The sequence below is a fragment of the Longicatena caecimuris genome (assembly GCF_004341945.1).
GTDB lineage: Bacteria > Bacillota_I > Bacilli_A > Erysipelotrichales > Erysipelotrichaceae > Longicatena > Longicatena caecimuris.
Genome location: NZ_SMBP01000003.1, coordinates 43,319 through 60,416, shown reverse-complemented (window position 1 = coordinate 60,416; position 17,098 = coordinate 43,319). Strand labels below are relative to the sequence as shown.

The window sequence follows — 17,098 nt, the reverse complement described above, 5'->3', positions numbered from 1 at the left end:
TCTCATCACTTCTATAGCTTTGACTATTTTATAAGAAATTTATGTATGCCTTTACATCATGGCTTTTCGCAAAGCGCGTACACGTTCTTCACTAACCACATCATAAGCCATTTCATGAGGTGCTGCAGCATAGGCATAGCTCACCTGCTTGCCGATAGTTGTAGGATCATTTTTCCATACCTTGCAAGAAGAGTGCAGCTGCTGAACCTTCGTTATCTCAATCAGATCTTTGGCATTCATTTCATTAACTCCGCAGCCTGCCAAGATTTCCATCTGAGAACCATAGGTTTTTTGTAGATGGGCCAGCATCTCACTTCCTTTTTCTACATTCGGCTGTCCTCCACTAGTCAATACGCGATCCACCCCTAAAGATATCAATTTCTCCATAGCCCCATCCATATCTTTCACACAATCAAAGGCTCGATGAAAAACCGCACATTTGCCATAAGAATGGATCAAATCACACATGATACGAACAGCTTCTTCATCGATAGTTGCATCTTCCTTTAAATAACCAAAAGCCAAGCCATCCGCCCCATGTTCCAATAAAAGGGCTGCATCTTCTAACATAACTTTTTTCTCTGTTTCATTATAACAAAAACCTGCTCCACGTCCTCTTACCATGGCAATGATTGGGATTTGGCAATCACGTTTAGCCATGATTAAAGATGCCAGTGAAGGGGTTAATCCTCCCATATGTAAAGCCGAATTTAATTCAGCACGATCGGCACCACCGCGTTGAGCCGCACATACATCTTCATAACTGCCACAGCAGATTTCCAGCTTATAGCCCATATTCATATTCCTCCTGTCAATACAAGTGTATTGTATCGCAGGTGAGAAAGTGAATGCAAGAGCATAAAGAAAAAGACTATGTCTCATAGTCAATTTCTTTCCTATCTTCCTTTTTCGTTAATTATGCCTCAAGGTCTGTTTTCCATAAGCCATGCAGATTACAATATTCGTAAACATGGATTTTGCCTTTATAATCACCTAAAGCAAAAACGGCTTCTGGTTTTTCACCTGGCTTTAAGTTTACTCGATACAAGTTATCACCAAATTCTACTAAGATCATTGTAATGAAGTGTTCAGCTAACATAGGATGTTCCATAGAGCCGACTTTCACATGTAAATTACCATCAACAATTTCAGCTACAGGCACATGTTTCTCTAAAGCTCCATCTGTTGTATTGGCTTTTAATTCTTGCATCTGCTGACCACAGCACATGATTGGAACGCCTTTATCTTCTACTACTTCGACAATATTGCCGCATACTGCACATTTTAATAATTTCATTTTCATTTCCTCCTGTTTTATCGTTGTTTATAATCTTACGTTGTCAGTATTTCCTTAATACGTTGTCAGTATACCATCGTCCTTTTAAAATGAAAAATGATATGCACTAAAAATTTTTTGAATGCTGAAGATGGTGTTTGTTTCTTTAAGGACAATCGTTTAAATAAAGTATTTACTCTTTTCATTTTTCCTAATTCATGATACGCTACTTTCAAAAAGATAGGAGTAATCTAAATGAAGATCACAATGAAGTATCATAGTATACAAATCCAAAGCGAACAGGATAGTGATATAGATACACTATTACAAGATCTGCATCAGTCAAAAAAAGCGCGTTATCTCTTATATCAAAACAAGCAATTATATCTCAATGGCTACTTATGCAAACAAAATCAATCGATTACCAAAAATGATGAAGTACAGATTCACTTATCTGATGAAACTTTGTCCTCGATACCGCCAGACTTTACAGAGCTTTCGATTTGTTATGAAGATGAATTATTATTAGCTGTAAATAAGCCAAGTCATCTTTTGGTACATAGCGATGGTGTAGATACATCACATACCTTATGCAATCGTGTACAAGGGTATTATTTGATGCAAGGAATCACTGCACCCGTTCGTCCCTTACATCGCTTAGATAAAGAGACAAGTGGAATCGTTCTGTTTTGTAAAATACCTTTCTTTCAACCATTATTGGATCATATGATGAAAGAAAAACAGATACAACGTGAATATGAAGCTATTGTGGAAGGCAGCATCCATCAGAAAAAACAAACGATCACCTATCCCATTGCCAGAGATCGTCATGATGCGCGGAAAATGCGCGTATCCGCAACAGGAAAACATGCCAAAACAACGATTACTTTACAAAAAAATTATGGAGCTTATTCCTGGATACATGCACGTTTGTTTACTGGTCGCACCCATCAGATACGTGTACATTTGGCTGCCTTAAAACACCCTTTGTTGAGCGATTCTTTATATGGTACACCATCTGATAAAATTCATCGTCTAGCTCTTCATGCCTCATTGTTGACCTTACAGCATCCATTCACAAATAAGAATATACAAGTAACCTGTGAAATGCCCTTGGACATGAAAGACCTGCTTTAAAAAAGCATATCCAACTAAACATACTATACTACTATTTCAACAGCATACAGGCATTATTACGTCCTGCTAGCTTCGATTTATACACACTGCGATCTGCCCGCTTCATCGCATCTTGATAAGTCGTATCATTGGCATAATAATACGCTGCGCCAATACTTGTGGTAACGCGAAACTTCTTACCACTATATGTGAACTGTGCACAGGCAATCACTCTGCGCAAGCGATCAATATACGTATACATATTTTCTTTTGCAATGCCACTGCATAGTAATAAAAATTCATCTCCACCCCATCGGAACAATCGATCACTGCTTCTAATTTCCTGCATAATCAACAAACTAAAACGTTTTAAGACATAATCACCGGCATCATGTCCAAAGGTATCATTATATTCTTTAAACTTATCAATATCGAAAAAGATGATCATATATTGTTCCTTCGTTTCTTTAAAACGTTTAAAGGTATTTAAAAGTGTTACATCGGCACTTCCCCGATTAAAACACCCTGTCAGATCATCACGACTAGCCTTATCTTTTAAGATTTCCTGTTCTGTTATATCATGCAAGGTTCCCAAAACCAGAATACATTTTCCCTCATTATCAATAATAGAATTAAAACTGGTCTCAAAGATAAACTGCATATCCCCATAAGGATTGGTGATATGAATGACGCTGTGATCCTGCTGTGGTTTTTCATGTATATTTTTTAAAAAGTCGTCTAGACGTTCAATTTTTAAGACCTTTTTTAACTCTTTGATTGGAAAGGTTTTATGCGGAACACCAAGTTTTTGGCAAAGTGACTCATTCGCAGAAAACACCTTTTTTCCTACGTCATACTCCCATACAAAAACATTGGCAATGCTCATTAACAGTTCGAATTTTTGTTTATCCTGCAACGCTTTTTGAGCTTGTTCATCTTCATGACGTAATAAACACATCGTCCCTATGATACATTTTTCATAACGACAGGCATGTACTTCATACCAATGCTGACCATTTTTAAAAGGCTTAGCAAAAGTAAAGGTTATTTCCTCACAACTTTCTGTTAACAATCGATGAAAGGCATCTAGCATATTTTGACGGTCTTTTCTATTCAACTCCTTAAGGAAAAGGGTAAGAGAGCATCCACTTGGATGCTTTTTAGACCCTTTCTCATCTGTAAAAAATAACATATTACTCATAGGTTCATATCGCCAGCATGTAATCTTACTTAAAGCAAGCATTCGATTGGCGAAACTGCTTACGTTTGGTTTTTGTTCCTCATCATCTGCTCCACAATCCAACTGCTGTATCAAATGCTGTATATTTTGTAAGATTGCCAGTTCTTTTTTATTCACACAAAACACCTCAAATCACAAATGAATCACATTCTTGCATTAGCCCATAGTATAGCAAGGAATTCTATTGAATACAATGCCTTTTCATAGTCTTTACAAAACTAGTGATTTCTCGACAATATCTGACATAACAGGCTTTGCAAGATGCATCTACTTCATTGTATTCATGAAATTTGCATTTTTGAATAAAACTTTTATACAAACTAGCAAGCCGATATGTATCCGTTTACTTTCTTTTTATTCGTGTTATAATTTGAATTAGATAAGGAGGGTTTTATAATGCCAAACGCAAATCCATTAAAACAAATTGTAGTAAAACAGAAAAATGGTCAGCCGGTAGGAATTTATTCTTGCTGCAGTGCGAATGATTATGTCATTGAAGCTGCTTTAGAGGCTGCAAAACGTGATGATTCCTGTGTGCTGATTGAAGCTACCGCAAATCAAGTAGATCAAAATGGTGGTTATACAGGAATGAAGCCTATTGACTTCATGAACTTCGTTATGGAGAAAGCTGATAAAGTAGGCTTGGCAAAAGATCGTGTATTCTTGGGCGGAGATCATTTAGGACCATTGACCTTTGCTTCTAAACCAGAAAAAGAAGCCATGGCAATGGCTCGTGAATTGGTTCGTTGCTATGTCGCTGCCGGATTCACTAAGATTCATATCGATACCAGCATGAAGGTAGCAGACGATGATCCAAATGTTCGCTTAAGTGATGAAACCATCGCTCGCCGCGGTGCTGAACTTGCACGTGTATGTGAAGATACTTACCAGGAAGTTTTAAAAACCAATCCTGATGCTGTTCGTCCTGTCTATATCGTAGGTAGTGAAGTACCTATTCCTGGCGGTGCTCAGGAAGCAGATGCCGGCATGCAGGTAACACGAGTTGAAGATTTCAAGGCAACGGTTGCAGCATTTGAAGCAGCATTCAAAAAAGAAGGATTGGACGATATCTGGAAGGATGTCATCGCCGTGGTTGTTCAACCAGGTGTAGAAGAAAAAGATGCCGGATGTACGGAATATGATCGCGAGAAAGCAAAAGATTTAATGGCAAGCATTAAAGATTTCCCTAATCTGGTATTTGAAGGACATTCTACCGATTATCAGACAAAATACAAACTACGCGAACTTGTAGAAGATGGTGTTGGCATCTTGAAGGTAGGTCCAGGAATGACCTATGGCATGCGTGAAGCATTGTTTGCATTAGCATATATGGAAGATATGCAGTTCCATGGCAGAGATGATGAAAAATCGCATTTTATTGATGTTTTGGAAGAAGCTATGTTAGAAGAACCTAAGAACTGGTGCAAACATTATCATGGTGATGATAACGCATTATGGTTCAAACGTAAATTCAGTTTCTCTGATCGCAGCCGTTATTATATGCCAAATCCTAAGGTTGCAGCAGCGAAAGATAAATTGATTGCTAATCTGCGTAAAGAAGGTATCTCTCTCGCCGCTTTATCACAGTTTATGCCAATTCAGTATACAAAAGTACGTGAAGGTGTTTTAGAAAATGATCCGGAAGCATTGATCAAAGACCGTATCAAAAATACGATTGATGAATATGTTTTTGCATCCCATCAGGAAGAATTATTCAAATAATAACAAAAAAACAGAAGGCAGCTCATCAAGCGAATTTGCCTTCTGTTTTTTTATGTGTATCAGAAGAGATGTTTTCCATCCATTCATTTCGTTATTTCTTTATCACTGGATAAGCGTTGTACACAAGAAATACAAGTACGTGTAAAAGCCTCTCGCATTGCATCTGTCACCTTCCATTCCCAAGCGCAATGCTCTGTTTCATGTGAATGAACATCAGAAACCATAAGAATTGCTGCTGTCTGCAAATGCCGGTAATTTCCAATGCTCATAATGGCAGAGGTCTCCATATCAACACCGACACAGCCTTGCCTACGCCATTGCTCTTCTTTTCGCAGGGTTTGACGATAAATAGCATCACAGCTCACAATTGGCTCACTTTTCGCTTGTGGCAATAGATTTTTTAACTCTTCCCATAAAGGATGCGCAGGATACGCAAAGATGAGATCTTCATAGTAATGATGAGAAGTTCCTTCTTCAGCTAACGCATGGGAAGGGATAAGTATATCACCAACATGGAAAGCAGGATGAAAGGCTCCTATCATGCCTACAGATATAATCGTTTTTACTCCTAGTTCCGCTAACGTTTCCAAAGTATCTGCAGCCTGTGGTGCTCCTCTGCCTCCATCCAAAAAACATGCTTCCATGTTCTTAAAACGATATATTGGGCATGGATTTAAAAAGCGTGGAAATTTGGCGGATAGCTCATCACATTCATAGGTGCGCAAAACATAAGGTATAGCTTTCCCTATGAAGAACAGAATAGCAATTTCCGGCAACTTTTGTATCATCTTTACATCATGGTGAGAACTTTGCATATTACGCTTTGCCGTTATGATGGCATTTGTTGTATCTTCTTTCTTGCACCACGGCATTCTCATTCCTCCTCGGCACTCTTATTTTGCTTCAATAAGTATTTTCATCGCTTTGATCTCCCAATTTACAAAGGTACGTAAGAAGGCTTCTAGCTGATCTATCACAAGTCTGTCATAGACTGTTTGTGCGATGAAGGCTGCTCCATCTGCATTTGGATGTATACCATCATAACGATAATACTCTTCATGTTCAGCTGTGACACTATGAATATCAATAAGCGGCAGCTGTTTTTCTTTTGCGATGGATTTAATAACGGATTGTATTTCCTTCATGTTACTTTGTGAAAATTGGTGAATTAATGTACCGTCTTCACGGATTGAATACATTGTCGAAGGTAACATTAGGTATATAACAGCTTTAGGCAATGCTTGTTGATATGTTTCAATTAAGGATATATAATCTTTTTTAAAAACCTCAGCATTTTGCCAATTTACATTTTTAGAATCATTTGTACCAAGCATCAAAAAGATGACATCGCTTTGATAAGAAAGACTTTCGCTCATTTCCTTACAATTCCAATACGATAAGATTGCTGTTTTCTGTACAGCTGCACCATCAACACCAAAATTTTTGACTTGGATGGTGTTCCCGAATCGTTTTGATAACTGTGATGGATAACTTTCGCTTTTCCTATCTTGTAAAGTGGAGCCATATGTGATGCTATCCCCAACACAAGCAATTTTTTGGATACTTGATTTTATCGCAGGAAAGGAAGGCAAACGAACAGCTACTTTTGATGTTTCCTTTTCTTTACAACCTCCTACTAGCATTCCTATAATAAGAAATACTAACGTGAATTTTGACACAACTTTATGAAATTGTTTTTTCATCATGTATTTCCTCTTGAACTAACGTATCATTTTCAATACGCAATCGTTTCTTTCTTAATCGATTATTTATAAATTCAGCAAAGAATACATACAAGCAAGCAGTTGTAGGAACAGCCATCACCATACCAAATACGCCCCATAAATCACCAAAGACAAAAATACTCAATAATACCCATAAGCCTGGCAGGCCAACAGAATTCCCAACCACGCGTGGATAAATTACATTGTCTTCAAAATAACTGATTACCTGATAAAAGACAATAAACCAAATACTTTGCAAAGGATCGTGTGAAAGCATCATGACAGCACCAACACTCATCGCAAACATGGATCCAAATACAGGAACTAAAGAACAAACGGCAATAAGGGTACAGATAAGTTCCGGATATGGGAATTGAAACAGACGCATGCATACATAATATAATACCCATAAGATACATGCCTCGGTTAACTGTCCACCAATAAAACTTGAGAAAATACGATTTACACGACTTGCATATTGGAAGACAATTAAAGATGCATCATATCCACAAAAGGCAGCTGTTACCTTACGCAATTGGCGGATAAAATTTTCTTTCCCACTTAATAAATATAAAGAAAACATAAAACCCGTAAAACCAACGGCAAAAGATGAGATGAAATTAGAGGCACTAGATAAAATGCCACTGGCACTACCCGAAAGAAAGGCTATCGCATTGCTGACAATCTTCTCCCATGGCATTTGTATGAATTGTTCCACCTGTTGAATGTCTTCAATACGATAATCAATATGAAAATATTTTAATATCTCATCTATATTTTTAACAATATCGGTAAAAAACGACGAAAGATTTTGCATAAGTGAAATCAGTGAATCGATAATGCTTGGCAAGATGATGCTGCCAATAATGATTAGTAACAAAAAAGCAATTAAAAATGTCAGAAACATGGAAACCATGCGTTTTCTTTTACGCAAAAGCGATGTTTCTTTTGTATGGCGGATGATAAAAGATTCAATCTTTTTCATCGGTAAATTTAAGACATAGGCAAATACGATAGCATATAACAAAGAGCGAAACAAAGATAACACAAAGTCAAAACCATTTACTACATCTTGTACATGCATAAGAAAAAAAGCCAACAGCAATATATAGGTCGACAGATAAACCCATGGTTTTATTCTGTGCAACACTTTTTCATCATGAAATTTATACTTCATAGTTAAACACACCTTTCAAGTACCATTATATCATAGTGGAAATACCTGTGCCAACAAACAGTGGAAGGTATCGCGCATAGATCATCTTATGATGATGCAAACTTATTAGCTTCCTTTATACCCGTTAAAGTAAACAAGATCGTTTTTTTCTTGATCATAGATAACATGCGTACTATCATATGAATAAAAACGCATCCCTATAAGAATGCCAAGATTCTTTCAGGATGACGTTTTATCTTTTTAATAAAGTTTTTTAAAAAGAGATTTCTTGCATCTTCAGCTATACATGAGCATTCTTTTCTTACCCTTCCATCTTCAAAAAATTCATATGCAAGGCATATAGCATGTAAGCCTTCAAAAAAGAGTCATTAAATACGACACTGATAGCTTTTAACCCAGTGAAACGATCACTTTGCTTATTTTGAGTATCCAATAGATACTGATAAATATAACAAATGATTTCTAATTCACTTTCATTTTTCAATGCCACGATGATGTCACCCACGGAAATGCGGCTAGCCTTCATCTTTTCAAATATGCTTATATGCGCGTCAGCAACATGTAAGATTTCAATTACAAATGCTTGTAACTGCCAAATGCCAATATCTGCTAATCCAAATATCCATGCCGTTTTTTCTAACAAGGCAAAGAAAGGAAACGTATGGTATTGATAAGGCGCAAGACCTTTCAAGACGCGATGATGAACAACCTTTTCTACCACATTAAGCATAGTTTCATGATCCAATAGATCATCAATTTGTTCCAATGCTTTTTGTAGCTGATCATCCAAATGCGCAATGGCTTTTTCATCGTTTAAGGAAAAGGTATAAATAGAACCAAGAAGCTTATGAAATTTCTTCATAGTATCTTGATACCCTAGCTGCATATTGCGATGAATTCGTTTCGTATCAAATAGCAGAAAGCTTCCTAAGGGTACATAGGGTTCTATGTAAATAGTATCTTCCTGTGGTTCATGAATTTGATTTTTTCCAACAGCTTTTAAATCAACGGCTACGATTTGTTGAGCGCCTAAGCTGCGTGCCAGTTCAATCGGTACATTGTCATGATAGCCACCATCAAGATAGTATTCCCCATCAATCTCTTTCATTGGAAATGCCGGGAAACATGAAGCGCTAGCTAAAACATAATCAATGACACGATCTCTGTCCATCTTTTGCTTTAGAAATGGATGCGGTTGGCGGCGTGTGAAATTAACGGTCATACAGGCATAATCAATGTCACTGTTGAAAAAGGCATCTGCATCAAATAAAGGTGTGATTGTTTCAATAAACGGTGTAATATCTGCACCTTTATGATGGATATAGCTTGATAAAAAGTCGGCATATTTCCCTTTCTGAGACATGATCAATTCGATATCTTTATCCAAATTAACACCATTTACCATGATATCTTCCACCTTCAGATCTTTCCACAGATCATAAGCCTTAGGATAATCATGCTGCACATACAATACCCCGATCATTGCCCCAATGCTTGTTCCACAAACCAGATCAAATTGCTGATGCATCTCATCTAAAGCCTTCCATACACCGATTTCATAGGCACCTTTACTTCCGCCACCACCTAACACCAATGCTCTTTTCATTTCTCCACACTTTCCCATAGTTCTCTATGACTAGTTGATACTGCCTGCATACCACCGGATAAACACTTGGCGATATCTTCTTGATTCTCGATCATACCACCGCCAATGACTGGAATATCGCAATAGGCATGCAACTTTTTAACAATCCCCGGTAATAAGGCTGGTAAAACTTCAATATAATCCGGCTGTAAAGCTGATGCCATGTGTACAGAACGCATAAAGGAGCGTGAATCAATCATGAAAATACGTAAGATCGAAATGCATTGATTGCTTTTAGCAGCTTCAATCGCTTTCGGCTTTGTTGATATAATTCCATCAGCATGTACCTTCTGACACATATATTGTGTACCATATTGATCATTGGCAATACCATGAATCAAATCCATATGCACAATGCCTTTTTTGTTATGCTCATGCAACTGTTTTACCAAGTCCTCCATAAAGTTCATATGAAAATCCATGAGGATGCACCATGTATAAGACCCCTTTAGAAAGGCTTCAAATGTCTTCCAATCGGATATCACCGGCAAGATGTTCTGTATGATCATCAAATCCTTCTTTCCATGCTTCTTGATGCCAATAAGTCTGCGCCGCTGTCCGCAATATTTTTTACAATCACATCATTTACATGCACCGGCGCACTTACGCAAACGTGTTTACATGCTTCCATTATAGCAAATAATTTAGCTTTTGGAACATTTCTTGAAGTAATCACCGGCAGTAATGGATAGATAGCATGTTCTATACGTATGGTCGTCGTTAACATGCGCATAGGTTCTATCATCTCCTGACGAGCAAAGGCTGCTCCTTTCAAACAGCTATTTCCTCTGACTTGTATATCATCTTTTTGCTTCGTCACTTCTAAATGACAACTCATTGGGCAAACAATACAGTCAAATGTCTTTTTCATGACTCTTTTACCTCCACAATTAATGATTCCTCTAAAATACCAATATCTGATGGTTTTAAAATAATTCGTTCCATTTCAGAAGGTAATAGATAGCGTTTTGTTATGGTTTTGATAATACGATCCCCTGTTCGTATGTTGATCATCACCTGTTTATAAGGTCTAATGGAACGAACACAAAGGGTGATGTTTTGTGAAGGCTGGGCATCAACAGAATGCGGCAATACATAGGAAATACCTGACCCAGCTTGCGTAGAAAATTGTTTCTGTCGGTGATACTGCCCTTTGATATCTTGAACGGCACATAAAGCCGCTTCATGAGCCTCCATACTGACAAAATCCACAATATCATGGACATGCAAAGCATTCCCACAAGCATAGATATGCGGAATACTTGTTTCATAATGTGCGTTTACTTTTGCCCCTTTGCTCTTACTATCCATTTCCATATCCAAATGATCTGCTAATGACATTTCCGGAAGCAGCCCAATGGACAATAATAAGGTATCAACCGCAAAGCTTTTCTGTGTCTTTGGAAGAATGTTGCGATGTTCATCTACCTGGGCAATGACTACACGTTCCACATGAAAATCCCCTTGAATATCAACGATTGTATGTGATAAATATAAAGGAATCGCAAAATCTTTTAAGCATTGTACAATATTTCGATTTAAGCCATTGGAATATGGCATAATTTCAGCTACCCCCAACACGTTTGCCCCTTCCAGTGTCATACGTCTTGCCATGATGAGTCCGATATCACCACTTCCCAAGATGAAGATGTTCTTGCCAACGAGAATATTTTCAAGATTTAAAAAACGCTGTGCGCTGCCTGCCGTATAGACACCAGGCAGCCGTTTTCCAGGAATACTGATGGCTCCGCGATTACGTTCATAACAGCCACAAGCTAAAAGAATCGTTTTCGCCTGTACCCATACATAGCCTTCTTCTGCATTAACATATTGTACACGTAATCTCTCATCGATCCATACAACATCACTGCATAAACGATAGGGAATTCGATAAGCATGAATTTGATCTATAAAGCGTTGCGCATACATAGGACCACTTAACTCTTCATGAAAAGTCTGTAAGCCAAAACCATTATGAATACATTGCTGCAAAATTCCACCGAGTTCTTCCTTACGCTCTAAGATCAAGATATTATCTATACCAGCTTCTTTGGCCGCAATAGCTGCACTCATTCCAGCACTGCCACCTCCGATAATGATCATATCTACCTGTTTCATCGTCTCCCCTCCTTTGCCACCTCATAATAGCTGTCTTCATCATATTGCACTTCGTGCAATGGTATTTGCAATTCTCTTGCCAATAGTTTAGCGATTTCTACTTCACAATACCCTCCCTGACATTTCCCCATTCCTGGGCGCACACGCATTTTTACCCCCGCAATGCTATGGGCACCACACTTTCGATGGATACAATCGACCACTTCTTGCTCACTGATCTGCTCACAATAACAGACGATATGTCCATAGCCCGGATGCTTTTGTATGAGGGCTTGCTGTTTTGTTTCACTTAAGTTTCGCATAATGAGTGGTTTTTGACGATGCACAATATGTTTTTTCTTATGAAAAGTCAACGGAAGTTTCATGAGATCTACGATCACATATTCACTTATGGCAGGTGCTGATGCTAAGCCTGGTGAATCAATGCATCCTAAATGAAAAATCCCCTTGCACCTTCTTGATTCTTCGATATAGAAATCATTGTTATTACCAGTAGGCCGACATCCGCTGTAACTATGGATAACTTCTTGATAAGGTACATGTTGAATGATTTTTTCCACCTTTTCCTGTACTTCTTGTAAGCCTGACGTTGTTGTGCCATTATCCACCTTCTTTAATACTTCACTCGTTGGTCCTAACAAAATATTACCATGTATGGTAGGCACTGCCAAAACACCTTTTCCCGCTTTAGATGGGGCAGGATATAACACATGGGATACATAAGGTTGACTACGCTTAGCTAGAACATAATATTGACCACGTTTTGGTGTAATCGTAAATAAGGATTCTGCCTCCACCATTTCCATGATCTTTTGTGCACCTAAGCCAGCAGCATTCACAAGCATATCCACAGAATATTGTCCTTTATCACTTCTTATGACATATCCCTTTTCGCATGCTTTAATATCCAACACTTCTTCATGCAAATGAAGCTGTAAGCCATTCCATAAAGCCTCTTCTACAAGAGCCTCGCATACTTCCCATGGAGTGATGATAGCTGTATCTGGCACCCACAAAGCTTTACGAATATGTTTACTCAAGTTTTTTTCATTCTTTACTACTTCTTCACGTTCTTTTATCTCCACAGTGATACCGCGCTTTTTACCTCTTGCATACAATTCCTGTAAGATTTCTACCTCTTCTTCATTGCTTGCCAATACATAGCCTCCACAAGCCTGATAACCACAGCCTAACTGCTTACATATGTTTTGATACATCTTGGCTCCGCGTTTATTTAATTTTGCCTTTAAAGTACCATCTACAGGATCATATCCAGCATGAACAATAGCACTATTCGCCTTACTTGTTTCTTGTGCAACATCCCCATGTTTTTCAAATAATATTACCTCTACTTCTTCATATTGTGTCAGATCATATGCTAAAAAAGATCCGACAATGCCAGCACCGATAACAGCAATCGTTTTCATGCGATTCTCCTTTCCCATACGCTAAAAAAGCGACATGATAAAAACAGTCTGTTCTGTTTCTCATCTCGCTTTCTCGTAATTTTTTATTAACTTGTACTTATAGTATAGCATAAAACTGTTTTGAATTATGACGATGTTTTACTTTTTTATTTTCTTTTTGCGGACATGATAGTCACGATAATAGCAAATCGCATGAAATAATGTGCTTAACCTTCTCTTTTTCTTTTCAGATTTCACAAGAACACGTTATGAGGACAATCACAAAAGTAACTATGCTTGTTCACATATCGCAAGTATAAGAAATTCTAATAAAACCTGCATATGTTCTAGTTCGTATTCATAAAAGGTGTCATAGAATAGAAAAACGCCTGTATGAACAGACGTTATATTAGTAATGAGATTTAAAGAAATCCATCAGATTTCGTAAAGACTGTATCAGTTCCTGTTCCTTATCCAGCTCCAGCTCATTTAGTAGCTTATCAATCATCTTCGCATGAAAATCATTGTGAACTTCAAGGACATGTACTGCTCGATCAGTCAATTGAAGACGCACGATACGTTTATCACGTTCATCCTTGACACGCTCCACATATCCTTTTTTAACAAGCTTTGAAGCTGAAACGGTGAGTGTTCCTTGTGTTACCATCAATCGCTTGGCAATTGCGGACATCATCTTGGATTCACTTTTGTCAATGGCTTCCAGAATATGTACCTCTGTCATGGATAAGCTGACACCTTGATCCCGCAGATTCTTCTCTTCAATCAACAGGATGTAATTAAAGAGATCTACCAGAAGTTCATTCAGCGTATGCCGTGTGTCATTCATTTATACATACCTCAATTAAGCAGCAGCTTTTTCCAATGCAGCCTTTGCTGTTTCAACGATTTTTGTGAATCCTTTTTCATCGTGAATAGCAATTTCTGACAGCATTTTACGGTTGATCGTTACGTTAGCTAATTTCAAACCGTGCATCAATCTTGAATAAGAAATGTCATTCATTCTTGCTGCAGCGTTGATACGTGCGATCCATAATTTACGCATTTCACGTTTTAAATCTTTACGGTCATTGTATGCGTATTTGAAAGAGTGCATTACCTGCTCGTGTGCAGTTTTATACAGCAAGTGTTTTGCTCCATAATAACCCTTTGCTAACTTTAATACTTTCTTTCTTCTTTGACGTGTTGTATATCCACCTTTAACTCTAGCCATGTTTATATTCCTCCTATCTTACTTCACCAGCATCTGTTTGATACGTTTGAAATCTGTGTTGTGTACCGTAGATGCTTTTCTTAAATGACGTTTCTGTTTCTGTGTCTTACCGTGGAAACGGTGAGAAGTATAAGCGTGACTTCTTTTCAGTTTACCGGAACCAGTTGTTTTAATACGTTTTGCTAAACCTCTATGTGATTTCATCTTTGGCATAAGTAGTACCTCCTATAAATAACTATTTCTTCTTCGGTGCCAGAACACATGACATCGTATTACCTTCCAGAATTGGTTTCTTTTCAATAACTGCGATATCAGAAATTTCTTCAGTGAAGCTATTCATAATCTTTTTACCAACCTCGAGTCTCGTAATCAAGCGTCCGCGGAATCGCATATCCACTTTAACTTTCATTCCATCCTCGATCCATTTGCGTGCATGACGCATTTTGGTTTCAAAATCGTGGCGGTCAATGACCGGAGACAGTCGAATTGGCTTCACCTCGGTTACATGCTGTTTCTTCTTCGCTTCTTTTGCTTTCTTCTGCTGTTCGAAGTGATATTTACCATAATCCAGCACTTTACAAACCGGTGGCTGTGCTTTTGGAGCTACACACAATAAATCCAGTTCCTGGTTGTATGCAATCTCTAAAGCTTCACGACGCATCTTAACTCCAAGTTTATCGCCATTAGCATCAATCACCATGACTTCCTTGAACTTAATCTTTTCATTTACTAAATCGTCGTTTACATTGTTAGGAATAACTCTCTTGTTTATAATAGACACCTCCATTTTGTTGCCATAAGAAAAGCGGGTACTCACTATGCACCCGCTAATATCATCATGTAATTCTTAATATGATGTAGCATTTACCTACGTCTTCAGACATCAGGTGAGAAGGGGTGCTTCTAACTTTCCACTAACTTTTCTGCTTGTTAAGCATACCATGAATTCACTGCCATGTCAAACCTTTTTTAGAAACTGTACTTCATCTTTGCATTCGCTGTTTTCTTTTATGCAGATGATTCTTGCGTATGTACACGCTTTTCTTCATTCAGCTTTACGCTTATACCATATACGAACCATCTTTTAAATGGATGGCGCTATCTTAATTGATAACCATCGCGGACAAAATAGCCAATTCCAGGTACGAATAGATCCGCTGGAGAATCCCCTTGTTCAATAGCTTTCTGGATTGCTTTGGCATTCGCACTAAAAGCTAATACATTCTGGATACATGAATTCTCAATATCATCCTCTTCAAAATGTTGTTTAACTACCTCTTCAATATACGCATAAGACTGTAGCTGACTCTGATATAATTCACGCGTTTTTTCATTTTTCTTCACTAAAAAGAGTTTTTCACCAAATTCTACATAAGGATATGCATATTTACAATATAATTCCGGAAGAAAGCAGAAAATCTCATATGCTAAAGAATCATCCTCACACCATTTTATGAGCTGAGAACGTATCTTTACATGTTCTTGTTTACCTTTGCATGTTTCAAAAGCCTGCAATGCTTTGCGTGTATATTCCTGTATTTCATTCTTCGTGAAATCACTTTTTTCATAACTGCGTTCCTGTTGAACAAACAGAAAACACTGTTTTTCCGTATGAATAGCACTGATGGTATCCCAGTTTATGGCATATGCCAAAAGCTTTTGACTAAGCTCTTTAGCCTCTTTGCCATTGATCCATACTTCAGCTGTGGCATTTTCTTTGTCCTTTGAAGCAAACACTTTTACCCAATACACCTTTTTATTGCCTAAGCGCAAACAGATTGCCTCTTTCAGCATTGCCCAATAATCTACATCCGGTCCTTCTTTTTTTCCGATACCGCCAAGTTTACTGGCAAATACATCGAAAAAATGACGTTCTTGTGTAAATCCCTCACAAGTATATTGTTTCTCATCATTGCGGATGGCTTTTCTATATAACGATAAAACTTGATCATAATACTGTTTACAGGCGTTTAAGATGGCATCATGTACACTACTTCCACTTGCTGCTATGGCTTCAAATATCGTGTCTTCTAACCAGTCATGATGTAACTGAAATAAAATCTGCACCACATTATCATGGATGGATAAAATATCAGCATATACATAAATATCTTCATCTGATAAAACAAAGGCATCTTCATAACTAATTCCATCTTCACATATCGCGATTAATGACTCTATCATTTCCTCATGTAAGTCCTGTGTGTCTGCTACGATAAAATCTTCATTCTTTTCCGGTTTTGCTTTATTTTTTCTGAAAAACATGGATATCCTTCCTTCCATAACTGTTACCATTATACAATAAATTCCTAAACCTTTCCATAAATGCTACCGGATACCACATAATCACATATTTATCATTTCTATCCATCTTCACTATTCTTTTTCATTTATGAATTTTTTCCTACACATCTGTTTGAGCAAGCCATGATAGCATTATGGT

General features: G+C 37.7%; 18 protein-coding genes. 2 read left to right on the top strand and 16 right to left on the bottom strand.

What is annotated here, in order from left to right; all coding sequences use genetic code 11:
* Positions 1-51: 51 nt before the first annotated feature.
* A complete protein-coding gene (locus tag EDD61_RS02700; RefSeq protein ID WP_020991168.1) occupies positions 52-795 on the bottom strand; it encodes a copper homeostasis protein CutC in 744 nt (247 codons plus the stop codon).
* A gap of 121 nt (positions 796-916) precedes the next feature.
* Positions 917-1,297 (bottom strand): desulfoferrodoxin family protein, encoded by a 381-nt coding sequence (locus EDD61_RS02695; protein WP_008689034.1) that lies wholly within the window; start codon positions 1,295-1,297, stop codon positions 917-919.
* 234 nt (positions 1,298-1,531) lie between these two features.
* Here EDD61_RS02695 and EDD61_RS02690 point away from each other — a divergent pair, with 234 nt between their 5' ends.
* Entirely contained in the window at positions 1,532-2,413 is an 882-nt protein-coding gene (locus EDD61_RS02690; RefSeq protein WP_132223830.1) for an RluA family pseudouridine synthase, read from the top strand.
* Positions 2,414-2,444: 31 nt separating this feature from the next.
* Here the strand turns inward: EDD61_RS02690 and EDD61_RS02685 are convergent, their stop codons facing one another.
* Positions 2,445-3,749: a sensor domain-containing diguanylate cyclase gene (locus tag EDD61_RS02685; RefSeq protein ID WP_132223827.1), complete on the bottom strand. Its 1,305-nt coding sequence runs from the start codon at positions 3,747-3,749 to the stop codon at positions 2,445-2,447.
* Positions 3,750-4,028: 279 nt separating this feature from the next.
* On the opposite strand from EDD61_RS02685, the gene EDD61_RS02680 reads away from it, so the two are divergent.
* Positions 4,029-5,354: a class II D-tagatose-bisphosphate aldolase, non-catalytic subunit gene (locus EDD61_RS02680; RefSeq protein ID WP_008689039.1), complete on the top strand. Its 1,326-nt coding sequence runs from the start codon at positions 4,029-4,031 to the stop codon at positions 5,352-5,354.
* A gap of 83 nt (positions 5,355-5,437) precedes the next feature.
* Here EDD61_RS02680 and EDD61_RS02675 read toward each other — a convergent pair whose 3' ends face one another.
* From EDD61_RS02675 to EDD61_RS02615, 13 genes are all read right to left on the bottom strand, one after another.
* Complete coding sequence (locus EDD61_RS02675) at positions 5,438-6,226, bottom strand: nucleoside phosphorylase (RefSeq protein ID WP_132223823.1); 789 nt, start codon at positions 6,224-6,226, stop codon at positions 5,438-5,440.
* Positions 6,227-6,247: 21 nt separating this feature from the next.
* Positions 6,248-7,057, bottom strand: a complete 810-nt coding sequence (locus tag EDD61_RS02670) for a GDSL-type esterase/lipase family protein (RefSeq protein WP_207900948.1) — start codon at positions 7,055-7,057, stop codon at positions 6,248-6,250.
* Complete coding sequence (locus EDD61_RS02665) at positions 7,038-8,255, bottom strand: AI-2E family transporter (protein WP_132223817.1); 1,218 nt, start codon at positions 8,253-8,255, stop codon at positions 7,038-7,040. The genes EDD61_RS02670 and EDD61_RS02665 overlap by 20 nt, the downstream gene beginning before the upstream one ends.
* Positions 8,256-8,556: 301 nt before the next feature.
* A complete protein-coding gene (locus EDD61_RS02660) occupies positions 8,557-9,861 on the bottom strand; it encodes a patatin-like phospholipase family protein (protein ID WP_132223814.1) in 1,305 nt (434 codons plus the stop codon).
* A complete protein-coding gene (locus EDD61_RS02655; RefSeq protein WP_008689046.1) occupies positions 9,858-10,409 on the bottom strand; it encodes a glycerol-3-phosphate responsive antiterminator in 552 nt (183 codons plus the stop codon). Before EDD61_RS02655 ends, EDD61_RS02660 begins: the two co-directional genes overlap by 4 nt.
* The gene (locus EDD61_RS02650; RefSeq protein WP_008689047.1) at positions 10,409-10,771 is read right to left on the bottom strand and encodes a DUF1667 domain-containing protein; all 363 of its coding nucleotides are present in this window, start codon (positions 10,769-10,771) and stop codon (positions 10,409-10,411) included. The genes EDD61_RS02655 and EDD61_RS02650 overlap by 1 nt, the downstream gene beginning before the upstream one ends.
* Positions 10,768-12,018, bottom strand: coding sequence for an NAD(P)/FAD-dependent oxidoreductase (locus tag EDD61_RS02645; protein ID WP_008689048.1), 1,251 nt, complete (start codon positions 12,016-12,018; stop codon positions 10,768-10,770). Before EDD61_RS02645 ends, EDD61_RS02650 begins: the two co-directional genes overlap by 4 nt.
* Positions 12,015-13,445, bottom strand: a complete 1,431-nt coding sequence (locus EDD61_RS02640) for an NAD(P)/FAD-dependent oxidoreductase (RefSeq protein ID WP_119983522.1) — start codon at positions 13,443-13,445, stop codon at positions 12,015-12,017. The genes EDD61_RS02645 and EDD61_RS02640 overlap by 4 nt, the downstream gene beginning before the upstream one ends.
* Before the next feature lie 388 nt (positions 13,446-13,833).
* The gene (locus tag EDD61_RS02635; protein WP_008689050.1) at positions 13,834-14,271 is read right to left on the bottom strand and encodes a MarR family winged helix-turn-helix transcriptional regulator; all 438 of its coding nucleotides are present in this window, start codon (positions 14,269-14,271) and stop codon (positions 13,834-13,836) included.
* A 15-nt stretch (positions 14,272-14,286) separates the two neighbouring features.
* Positions 14,287-14,655: a 50S ribosomal protein L20 gene (gene rplT, locus EDD61_RS02630; protein WP_008689051.1), complete on the bottom strand. Its 369-nt coding sequence runs from the start codon at positions 14,653-14,655 to the stop codon at positions 14,287-14,289.
* Positions 14,656-14,673: 18 nt separating this feature from the next.
* A complete protein-coding gene (rpmI, locus tag EDD61_RS02625) occupies positions 14,674-14,868 on the bottom strand; it encodes a 50S ribosomal protein L35 (protein ID WP_008689053.1) in 195 nt (64 codons plus the stop codon).
* 22 nt (positions 14,869-14,890) lie between these two features.
* A complete protein-coding gene (infC, locus tag EDD61_RS02620; protein ID WP_020991162.1) occupies positions 14,891-15,442 on the bottom strand; it encodes a translation initiation factor IF-3 in 552 nt (183 codons plus the stop codon).
* Between the two features lie 311 nt (positions 15,443-15,753).
* Positions 15,754-16,920 (bottom strand): DUF6348 family protein, encoded by a 1,167-nt coding sequence (locus EDD61_RS02615; RefSeq protein WP_008689058.1) that lies wholly within the window; start codon positions 16,918-16,920, stop codon positions 15,754-15,756.
* Between the last annotated feature and the right edge of the window lie 178 nt (positions 16,921-17,098).